This is a genomic window from Streptomyces sp. NPDC060198 (assembly GCF_042728415.1).
Taxonomy (GTDB): Bacteria; Actinomycetota; Actinomycetes; order Streptomycetales; family Streptomycetaceae; genus Streptomyces.
The window spans coordinates 1-10,543 of sequence record NZ_JBHWZJ010000250.1; the positions used below are offsets into that span (position 1 = coordinate 1).

The window sequence follows — 10,543 nt, forward strand, 5'->3', positions numbered from 1 at the left end:
TCCATGGCCACCGTGGTGGTGGTCTTGTCCCCGGTGTGGGTCAGGTCGTCGATGCCCGCCGAGGCGGACGTCATCACGGCTTCGGTGCGCAGCGGGTTGATCTCCGAAACGGCACCGACAAACGTGGTCTTACCCACGCCGAAGCCCCCTGCCACCACGATCTTCGCCGAGGTGGTGGAGCGGGCCGCTCCGCCGCTAGAGCTTGCGAAGTCCACTGAGCACCCTTTCGAGCAGTGTCACATCTGGCTGGCCGCCGGCGGTCTCGTCGCCGCCGGGCTGATGGATAGCGACGAGTCCGGCCTCGGCCAGGTCGGCAACGAGGATCCGGGCAACGCCGAGCGGGATCGAGAGAAGGGCCGAGATCTCGGCCACCGACTTGATCTCGAAGCAGAGCCGGCAGATCCGCTGGTGCTCGGGCAACTGCCCTTGCAGCCGGGACGGATCGGCCGTCGTACTGACCAGCGCCTCGATGGCGAGCTGGTAACGCGGCCTTGTCCGCCCGCCGGTCATGGCGTACGGACGGACCAACGGGTTGTGAGCGGCGGGCGCCGACGGCGCGGGCCTCGAAGGCCGCTGCGCCACCGGCTGGATCCGGGGCGCCGGGGCGTCGAACCGCTGCGGCGGCTCCTGCCGGGGCTGCCACTCGGACTGCTGCCGCTGGGACCATTCCGGCCCCGGCTGCTGAGGCCAGTCGGCTCCGCGCGGGTGCGACTGCACGGGCTGCTGGGGCGGGAGATAAGGGTCGTAACCCTGCACACCGCCCTCGGCGCTCGGCGCGGAGGGGAAGTTGAAGCGGTTTTCCCCGTGCTCGTCCGGAACCCGCTGACTGCCGTCATACGGGTGTCCGCCTGTGGGTGCTGCCACGTCTCCTCCTCCTACTGCCGTTCGCCGATCCCAGTGGGGCCGCGCCACCGCACCCTATGGCGCGGTGACGAGAAACGCACTGTCTGTCTCCTAGTTGAGAAGACTTCCCTGGAGCTCGGCGCGAAGATCGGGCGTCAGAACACCGCCCGCACGGTCCACCAGAAGTGCCATTTCGTACCCAACCAGGCCGATATCGGCGTCCGGGTGGGCCAGGACGGCCAGCGAAGATCCGTCGGAAATCGACATGATGAAGAGAAACCCTCGCTCCATCTCCACAACGGTCTGGTTGACGGCGCCGCCCTCGAAGATCCGGGAGGCGCCCGCGGTCAGCGACGTCAGACCGGAGGCGACAGCCGCCAACTGGTCGGCGCGGTCACGCGGGAACCCCTCGGACATGGCCAGCAGGAGTCCGTCGGCGGAGACCACCACCGTGTGCGACACCCCGGGGGTGCTGTCCACGAAGCTGGTGATCAACCAGTTGAGATTCTGCGCCGCCTGGCTCATCGGGCTCACACTAACGCTCCTGGTTGTAGGTATTACTGCTGTCCGACCCCTGGTTGCGTCCCTGCTGGATGCCGCGCCGCAGGTTGCTCAACCTGCCGCGGATGTCCTCGGGAGCACGGGAGACCTGGGGGCCGCCCTGCTGGGTCTGCTCCGCGGTGCCCTCGACCAGATTGGCCTTGGGCACCCGCCGGGGAAGCCCCGAGAGGGTTATTCCGCCGGCTTTCGGGTCCCGGAGCTTCTCGGCCCGCTCCCAGCGCTCGTCGTTGGTCGAACGCCAGTCGTCCGTGCCTTCGCCGTCCCGCGGTCCGGCGGCAGACGGGGAGTCCTGCCGCTGGGGCTGGTCGGCGGCCGCGGACCGGTCGTTGCCCGGTCCGTCGGGCTGCCAGTGCTGCTGCCCGCCCCGGCGCGGGAGCCCCGCGTCGGTCATCTCGTGACCGGCGTTCGCGGTGGGACCCGAATGATCGAAGCCTACGCGCTCGGGCGTCTCCTCGGGAGCGCCGGGAGCGGATTCCGCTTCTTCCTGGGCCGAGGAGTCGTAACCGCTCTGGAAACCACCCTGTTCCGGCCACCCACCTTGCTGCTGCTGGTCACCGTGCGGCGTGAACTGATCACCGTACGAAGGCTGTTGGGTGTCCTGGGCCGCGTAGCCCTGTTCCGCATAGCCGTTTTGGGGAAGCTGCTCCGCGTCCGGCCGGTAGCCGGTGTCCGCCGCGTACGGGTCGTACGCCCCCTGGTGGCCGGACTGCTCGAAGCCCTGCTGCTGTCCGTAGGAGCCGGACTCGTAGGAACCCTGCTCGAACGTGCCCCGCGGGTAGCCGTTCTGCTCGTACGAGGGCTGCTCCTCGTAGCCGGCCTGCGGGTAGCCGTCCTGTTCGAACCGCTGCTGCGGGGCACCTTGACCGGCGCCCTCGAACGGAGACTGCTCGCCGCCGGTGTGCGCGGCCTCCAGGGCGGCCCGGCGCTCCTCGCGCATCAGCGAGCGGCCCACCGGGTCGAGGGTCGGCGAGTCCCCCTCGTAACGCGAGTCGTCGAAGCCGAGTTCGGCGGCGGTGCGCATCCCCGAGAGCTGCGGAGCGGAGGGCAGGGAGTCCTGCTGCTCCGGGATGATCGAGGAGACGGTGAAATCGTCCGCGGCGACGGGTTCGCCACCACCACCGTGGGTGATCGCGTCCGGCAGCATGACCAGGGAGGTGGTACCGGCCTGCTCGCCCGAGGGGCGCAGCTGGACCCGGACGCCGTGGCGGTCGGAGAGCCGGCCGACCACGAAGAGGCCCATCCGCTGGGAGACCGCGGCATCCACGGTCGGCGGGTTGGCGAGCTTGTGGTTGATGTCGGCGAAGTCCTCGGCGGTGAGGCCGATTCCCTTGTCGTGGATCTCGATCATCACGCGGCCGTCCGGCAGCCGGGTCGCGGTGACGCGGACCTTGGTCTGCGGCGACGAGAACACCGTGGCGTTCTCCAGCAGCTCCGCCAGCAGGTGCACGAGGTCGGTCACGGCCTGGCCGTGGATCTCGGTGTCCGGGACCCCGGTGAGCTCGATGCGCTCGTACGACTCCACCTCGGAGGAGGCGGCGCGGAGCACGTCCACCAGCGGCACCGGCTGGTTCCAGCGGCGGCCCGGCTCCTCGCCCGCGAGAACCAGGAGGTTCTCGCCGTTGCGCCGCATGCGGGTGGCCAGGTGGTCCAGCTTGAAGAGGCTCTCCAGCTGGTCCGGGTCGGCCTCGTTGTTCTCCAGGCCGGTGATGAGGGTCAGCTGGCCCTCGATGAGCGACTGGTTGCGGCGCGAGAGATTGGTGAAGATCGCGTTGACGTTCCCCCGCAGCATCGCCTGCTCCGAGGCGAGACGGACGGCCTCCCGGTGCACCTGGTCGAAGGCGCGGGCGACCTCGCCGATCTCGTCACTGGTATTGATCGGGATGGGCTGGACCCGGGTGTCGATCCGGCCCGGTTCGGTCCGCGACAGCTGGTCGACCAGCGACGGCAGCCGCTGCTCGGCGACCTCGAAGGCGGCGGCGCGCAGCCGGCGCATCGCCCGGCTCATCTGGCGTGCCATGAATCCGGCCACGACGAACGCGGCGAGCAGGGCGACGACGACGATCGAGGCGCTGACGATGGCGTCGGTCTTGGCGTCGGAGGAGATCTGCGCGGCCTCCTCCACAGCCTTGTCGACGAGCTCGTCCGTGACGGTGGCGTACCCCTCGAACTTCGCGGTGGAAGCGGCCAACCAGGTCTCCGGGGTGATTCCCTTCGCCTCCAGCTCGGACGGGGAAAGCCCCTTGCCGATCTGCTCGGCCATGCCGTCGAAGACCGAGCCACCGACGCTGGGCGGGGCGACGAACGGAGCCCCGGCGGCCTCGGCCTGCTCCTTGGCGGCCTTCAACTGCTCGGCGCCCTCCGCAGCCTTGCCGGCCATGACCGTCTTGAGGCGGTTCACGTCCGCCTCGGTGCCGCCGGAGTTGAACTCGCCGAGCGCGATCTGTTCCAGGTAGTTGTACGAGCCGAAGGCCTTGACCTGAGCGTTGAAGGTGCTCTCCTTCTCGCTCGGACGCACCAGCAGGTGCAGTCCGATGGAGCGCTGGAGCGATTCGGCGGCCTGCGAGAGTTCGAGCGCGTAGACGGTACGGCCGTAACTGGTGACGTTGCCGGTACCCAGACCGAGCTCGTTGGCGAACTCCATCAGCGAGTGCTGGATCTGGGTGTAGCCCTCCTCGGTGCTCACCGGGTCCAGGTTCGTGGAGTACGCGGACTTCCGCAGCGCGGCGAGCTTCGGCTCCTCGCCCCTGAAGAGCTTCAGCCGGCGCAGCAGACCGGCGGTCTGCGGCATGCCGGCCACCGCGTCGGTGAACCCCGACGCCGCGGCGTCGGTGGCGGCACGGCTCCGCGTCACGACGGAGTCGGTGGACTTCTTCGCCAGAAGGGGCTGTGCGGTGAGGTCGCGCTCGTTCAGCAGCGCCTGTCCGTACACCGAGGCCGCACGGACGACGAACGCGGTCTTCTCGGCGTCCTGCGCCTCGTTCCAGGTGTCGATCGACCCCTTCACCTGGAAGCCGCCCATGATGAGGCCCACCAGGGCGGGGATCAGGAGGATCGCGTTCAGTCGCGTCGCCACACGCCAGTTGCGGGGGGACAGCTTGCTCGTGCTGCCGACGGGCGGTGCGCCGTCGACCGTGTCCGTACGGTCGGCGCGCTCCCCGGGGGACACAGCGGTGCGCGGCGGCGTGAAGTTGCCCCGCTCAGGCTGCGTCGGGGAGCCTTCGTTGCTTCGCCTCACTCGACCAACAACCTCTCGGCGTCGGCACCTACGTTGTGCCGGTAAATTCGTTCAGGGCCGTACTACTCGGGAGTTCGCCGCATTCCAGCATGGGGACCTGCCGCGTTCCAAACACTCGAACCCGATCGGTCCGAGTGGCGCATGCCTCAGATAAAACGGGCATAAAGAACGAGCCCCGCCAAAAGGCGAGGCTCACATGAGCGGAGTGACACCGGGCGGATGCGTCGGGTGTCGGCCCACTGGAAATTCTCTGTCGAAACGTTATGAACGCGGGGGCGGATCGTGTCGAAGGACACAGGACCACCCCCGCGTGACTACGGCAACTTACCTACGTCGATACCGACTTATGCCTACTTGAGCCGGGCCATGAGGGCGTGTTCGACGAGGGTGATGAGGGCGCTCTTGGCGTCCGAGCGGTGTCGGGCGTCGGTGGTGAGAATCGGGGTGTCGGGTCCGATCTGGAGTGCCTCGCGTACCTCGTCGGGGGTGTACGGCTGGTGTCCGTCGAAGCCGTTGAGGGCGATGACGAAGGGGAGGCCGCTGTTCTCGAAGTAGTCGACGGCGGGGAAGCAGTCGGCGAGGCGGCGGGTGTCGACCAGGACGACGGCGCCGATGGCGCCGCGTACGAGGTCGTCCCACATGAACCAGAAGCGGTCCTGTCCGGGGGTGCCGAACAGGTACAGGATCAGGTCCTGGTCCAGGGTGATGCGTCCGAAGTCCATGGCCACCGTGGTGGTGGTCTTGTCCCCGGTGTGGGTCAGGTCGTCGATGCCCGCCGAGGCGGACGTCATCACGGCTTCGGTGCGCAGCGGACTGATCTCCGAAACGGCACCGACAAACGTGGTCTTACCCACGCCGAAGCCCCCCGCCACCACGATCTTCGCCGAGGTGGTGGAGCGGGCCGTACCGCCGCTAGAGCTTGCGAAGTCCACTGAGCACCCTTTCGAGCAGTGTCACATCCGGCGTTCCGCCGGCCTCTCCGTTGCCCGGCTGGTGGATGGCCACCATGCCGGCTTCCGCCAGGTCCGCGACAAGGATCCGTGCCACCCCGAGCGGCATGGACAGCAGAGCCGAAACCTCGGCCACCGACTTGACCTCGCGGCAGAGGTGGCAGATCCGCTGGTGCTCGGGCAGCAGCGTTCCCAGGTGCGCGGGGTCGGCCGTCGTACTGACCAACGCCTCGATGGCGAGCTGGTAACGCGGTCGTGTCCGCCCGCCGGTCATGGCGTACGGACGAACCAGCGGCTGGTCGCCCTCCCCGTCGTACGACGCGTGGTGCAGGGCGCCGTACGGATCGGGTGAGGCGGGTGGCGGGGTCATGAATCCTCCGGGCGTGACAGCGAGGTGTCTACTCGCCGTCTGCAAGGGGCCGGTGGGGGCGGTGAGCGGCCGGACGAGTGAGGGTGGTGGGCAGTACCTGAGGAGATCTGGAGGGATTTCCGCTGCGTGGCCGCCTAGTGGAGCAGACTTCCTTGGAGCTCGGCGCGCAGGTCGGGCGTGAGGACGGTTCCGGCACGGTCGACCAGCAGCGCCATCTCGTAACCCACGAGGCCGATGTCGGCCTCCGGGTGTGCGAGCACGGCCAGCGACGAGCCGTCCGAGACGGACATCAGGAACAGGAAGCCGCGCTCCATCTCCACCACCGTCTGGCTGACCGCGCCGCCCTCGAAGATCCGGGAGGCGCCGGCCGTCAGCGAGGTGAGCCCGGAGGCGACCGCGGCCAGCTGGTCGGCGCGGTCGCGCGGGAATCCTTCGGACATGGCCAGCAGGAGTCCGTCGGCGGAGACCACCACCGTGTGCGACACCCCGGGGGTGTTGTCCACGAAGTTGGTGATCAGCCAGTTCAGATTCTGGGCGGCCTGACTCATGGGGCTCAACTAACGCTCCTGCTGGTGAGTGGGGCCGAGTTGGAAGCTGCCGGTCGACTGGCTGTTCGCCTGCCGACCCTGCTGGATGCCCCGGCGGAGATTGGTCAGACGCCCGCGCACGTCATCGGGCGCACGCGAAACCTGAGGTCCGGTCTGGTGATTCTGCTGCTGAGCGGTACCGGGAACCAAATTGGCACGCGGAACCCGCCGGGGAAGCCCCGAAGTGGTGACACCGCCGGCGGCCGGCTTCTTGACCCGCTCGGCCTGACGTACGAGTTCGTCGTTGGGCGAAGCCCGCCAGGGACCGGCCGGGGTGGCGTCACCGGAGGCGCGACGCGGAGCCGCCGGAGCCGGAACACCGTCGGACGGCGAAGGGAGCGCAGCCTCGGCCGGCCGGCCGCCCTGCTGCGGACCGTGGAACCAGTTCGTCTCGAGCGTGTCGTACAGCGGGGTGCGGCCGTCACCCGGACCGGCCGGCGGCAGCGCCTCCGGCGTGGGACGGCGCGGCGGCAGCGAACGCTGGGGCGGCTCGGCCGCCGGAGCCGGACGCGGCACACCGTGCTCGTCGGCGTTGCCGTACTGGCGCGGAGCGGGCAGACCCTGGTCCGGAGCCCCGAAGTCGGGACGGGCGAACTGCGCGGTGCCCGCAGGGTCCTGAGGCTGCTGGACCTGCGGCGCCGAGAAGTCCGGGCGGGCGAACTCCGAGGTGGAGCCCGGCCCCTGGCGGTCGTCGCCGGGAGTGCGCCGGTTCAGCGGGGAGTTGAAGTTCCGGTTCGGCACGGGTCCCGTACCGGCCGCGAACTGGCCCGTGGACTCGGCCTCTTCGTGCCCCCGGGGCGCGTCGGCCGGACCGCGGCGCTGGGCGCCCCGGTCCTCCATGCCCCAGGAGGTGGTCTGCGGCTGCGATTGCTGCGGCTGCGGGTTGCCCCCGGGCAGCTCGGCCCGCGGACCGCCGGGCGGCGGCAGCTGACGGCCGGGACCGCCGGGCTGCTGGAACCCGCGCTGACCCTGGCCGTCCTGGGGCCGGCCGTTCTGGTCGCGGCCGAACGCGGGCTGACCGCCCTGGCCCGGAGCGCCCTGCCCGAACTGATCGCCCTGGCCCGGAGCGCCCTGCCCGAACTGATCGCCCTGGCCCGGAGCGCCCTGGCCGAACTGATCCCCCTGGCCCTGGCCGAACTGACCGTTCTGACCGAACTGATCGCCCTGGCCCTGGCCGAACTGACCGTTGCGGCCGTTCTGGTTGCCCGGGTCGGCGGGGTTGCCCTGCCACTGCTGCTGTCCGTTGGCTCCGCCGAACACGTCCTGCCGTACGGGACGGCCACCCTGCTCCGGCCGGCCCATCGGGGCCTGCTGTCCCAGGGGCGCCTGAGCTCCCGTCGGGGCCTGCGGTGCCTGGGCGTTGTGCCCGAAGAGGTTCGGCTGGTCCTGCTCAGGACCGCCCTGCGCGCCGCGAGCGCCCAGCCGGGCGCCACCGCCGAGGGCGCCGCCCTGCCGCTGCGGCTCGGGTCGCCCGAAGTCCTGCGGACCCTGCGGACGACCGGCCTGCGGGCCGCCCGGCTGCCGCTGAGGCATGCCCGCCTGCGGTCCGCCCTGCGGTCCGCCCTGCTGGGGGCCGCGTGCCGTGGTGTCGCGCGACGGCAGCGCCGCACGCGGACCGGAGCCCGCGCCGACCTGGCCGCGCGCGGCACCCGGGAGTCCCTTGGCCCCGGCCGAAGGACCGCCGAGACCGGCACGCGGAGCGCTGCCGCCGGCGAGCAGACCGCCGGGGGCCTGCTGCTGGCCCGCGCCCTGCTTGGTCGGCGGCTGCTTGCCGCCGTGCGCGACGTCCACGGGCAGCATGACGAGCGCCGTGGTGCCGCCGGAGTCGGAAGGCCGGAGCTGGATGCGGATGCCGTGACGCAGGGAGAGCCGGCCGACCACGAACAGACCCATGCGGCGGGAGACCGACACGTCCACGGTGGGCGGCGAGGCGAGCCGCTCGTTGATCGCCGCGAGGTCCTCGGGCGAGAGGCCGATACCGGTGTCGTGGATCTCGACGAGCACCCGGCCGTCCGGCAGGGCGTGACCGGTGACCCGGACCTTCGTCTGCGGCGAGGAGAACGACGTGGCGTTCTCCAGCAGCTCGGCGAGCAGGTGCACGAGGTCGTTGACGACCCGGCCGGCCACTTCGGTGGCGGGCACCGCGGCCAGTTCGATGCGCTCGTACTGCTCCACCTCGGAGGCGGCGGCGCGGAGCACGTCGACCAGCGGGACGGGGCGGGTCCAGCGGCGTCCCGGTTCCTCACCGGCGAGGACGAGAAGGTTCTCGCCGTTCCGGCGCATACGGGTCGCGAGGTGGTCGAGCTTGAAGAGCGAGGACAGCTGGTCCGGGTCGGCCTCGCGGGACTCCAGCTCGGAGATGAGCGAGAGCTGGCGCTGGATGAGGCCCTGGCTGCGGCGCGAGAGGTTGGTGAACATCGCGTTGACGTTCCCTCGCAGGAGGGCCTGCTCGGCGGCGAGGCGGACGGCCTCGCGGTGCACGTCGTCGAAGGCCGCGGCCACCTGGCCGATCTCGTCGCGGGAGTGGACACCGACGGACTCGACGGAGGTGTCGACGTCCTGCGGGTCGGTCTCGGAGAGCTGGCGGACGAGCTCGGGCAGCCGGTCCTGGGCGACCCGGGTCGCGGTGTCCTGGAGGCGGCGCAGTGAGCGGATCATGGACCGGGCCACGACGAAGGCGCCGACGAGCGAGACGCCGAGCACCAGCAGGATGATGGCACCGTTGAGGATCGCCTCGCGCTGGGAGGCCTCGCGCAGTTCGCGGGCCTTGCCCTCCATGTCGCTGAGGAGGGTCGCCTCGATGGTCTCCATCGCCTGGATCTTGGTGGAGCTCTGGTCGTACCAGTCGAGGTACGAACGCGGCTTGCGCCCGTTCATGCCGACCGTCGTGTCCAGCACCTGCTTGGCGTAGGTGTTGGCCGCCTGGATCTCCGGGTTGCCGCTGTCGAGCGGTGCGGTGAGGTCGGAGGCGCTGTTCCCGGTGGCCGCGTAGATGGTCTCGAAGGAGTTCATCGCGAGGCTCTCCTTACGGAGCGCGTTGCGACCGAACTGCTTGTCGTTGTCGTCGAGCCGTGTCTTCGTGCTGTTCCCGCCCGGCAGCGCCGCGGCGATGATCGCCCGCTGGACCGAGGCGTACTCCTTCGCGGAGGAGAAGGCGGCCAGCGCACGGGTGCGCTTGATCATCTCCGGGCTGGAGGTCGCCTGGGCCATGTCCTGCGAGAGGCTCAGCAGCGAGGTGATCAACTGGCTGTACTGGTCGATCGTGTTGACGCTCGGAGTGCCCTTGGCGTACGCGGTCTTGCGGATGTCGCGGATCTGCCCGAGCTGCGTCGCGATCATGTTGACGCTGGCGTGGATGCCTTCGAGGGCCTCGTCGTTCTGGGTGTCCCCGATCGCCATCGTGGCGTCGAGGAAGGCTTCCTTGGCGCGGTCCGTCTTCTTCCGGGGTTCGGTGACCTTGTAGTTGGTCGCCTTCACGCCGTTGGAGAGCGGTCCCGCCGACTCGTCGCGCTCGACCTGCAGGGCCTGCGCGAGGGCGGTCGCCTGCTTGGTCATCTGCGTCAGCAGCTGCATGTGCTCCAGCTGCTGCATGTCGTTCATGGACTCGTTGATGCGGAGTCCGCCCAGCGAGGTCGCCGCGACCACGGGGAGTGCCAGGAGGGAGACCAGGCGGGTACTGATGCGCCAGTTACGCAGGGCTACGCGTGAACCCGTACTCACCGGGTCCCGGGGTTTCGCCGCCGCTGCCGGCTCGGCGCTTGTCGTCGTCGTGGAACCCGGGCGAGGAGTCTGCTCCGCGCTCTCGCCGGCGCCTGCCGACCCGGGGTTCTGGGCGTGCTGGGGCGAGGAACCGCGGTCGGTCCCGCCGCGCGGCTCCTGTTCCGCCGGAGCGCTGCCATCCCTCTTGAAACGTCCCTGCACTAGCGTCGCAACCTCTGGACCAGGCGTCCCTCCGCATGCGCGGCGGTGACGGTGTCGGCGTCGTGGGGCGCTGGAC

The 10,543-nt window shown here is 70.2% G+C and carries 7 protein-coding genes and 1 pseudogene; all 8 read right to left on the reverse strand.

Going from position 1 to position 10,543, the window contains the following annotated elements; genetic code table 11:
* Nucleotides 1-215, reverse strand: a pseudogene (locus tag ACFWEP_RS24955) (ATP-binding protein); the annotation flags it as partial.
* Nucleotides 196-864: a DUF742 domain-containing protein gene (locus ACFWEP_RS24960; RefSeq protein ID WP_387373048.1), complete on the reverse strand. Its 669-nt coding sequence runs from the start codon at nt 862-864 to the stop codon at nt 196-198. The gene ACFWEP_RS24960 and the pseudogene ACFWEP_RS24955, both read right to left, overlap by 20 nt.
* Nucleotides 865-954: 90 nt before the next feature.
* Nucleotides 955-1,368, reverse strand: a complete 414-nt coding sequence (locus ACFWEP_RS24965; protein ID WP_266709517.1) for a roadblock/LC7 domain-containing protein — start codon at nt 1,366-1,368, stop codon at nt 955-957.
* A 10-nt stretch (nt 1,369-1,378) separates the two neighbouring features.
* Nucleotides 1,379-4,639 (reverse strand): nitrate- and nitrite sensing domain-containing protein, encoded by a 3,261-nt coding sequence (locus tag ACFWEP_RS24970; RefSeq protein WP_387373050.1) that lies wholly within the window; start codon nt 4,637-4,639, stop codon nt 1,379-1,381.
* Nucleotides 4,640-4,989: 350 nt separating this feature from the next.
* Nucleotides 4,990-5,571: an ATP/GTP-binding protein gene (locus ACFWEP_RS24975; RefSeq protein WP_266709547.1), complete on the reverse strand. Its 582-nt coding sequence runs from the start codon at nt 5,569-5,571 to the stop codon at nt 4,990-4,992.
* Nucleotides 5,552-5,959 (reverse strand): DUF742 domain-containing protein, encoded by a 408-nt coding sequence (locus ACFWEP_RS24980; RefSeq protein ID WP_266709549.1) that lies wholly within the window; start codon nt 5,957-5,959, stop codon nt 5,552-5,554. The genes ACFWEP_RS24975 and ACFWEP_RS24980 overlap by 20 nt, the downstream gene beginning before the upstream one ends.
* 134 nt (nt 5,960-6,093) lie before the next feature.
* On the reverse strand, nt 6,094-6,507 hold the full coding sequence (locus ACFWEP_RS24985) for a roadblock/LC7 domain-containing protein (RefSeq protein ID WP_323180487.1): 414 nt from the start codon (nt 6,505-6,507) through the stop codon (nt 6,094-6,096).
* A gap of 9 nt (nt 6,508-6,516) precedes the next feature.
* Nucleotides 6,517-10,467, reverse strand: a complete 3,951-nt coding sequence (locus ACFWEP_RS24990; RefSeq protein ID WP_387373052.1) for a nitrate- and nitrite sensing domain-containing protein — start codon at nt 10,465-10,467, stop codon at nt 6,517-6,519.
* Between the last annotated feature and the right edge of the window lie 76 nt (nt 10,468-10,543).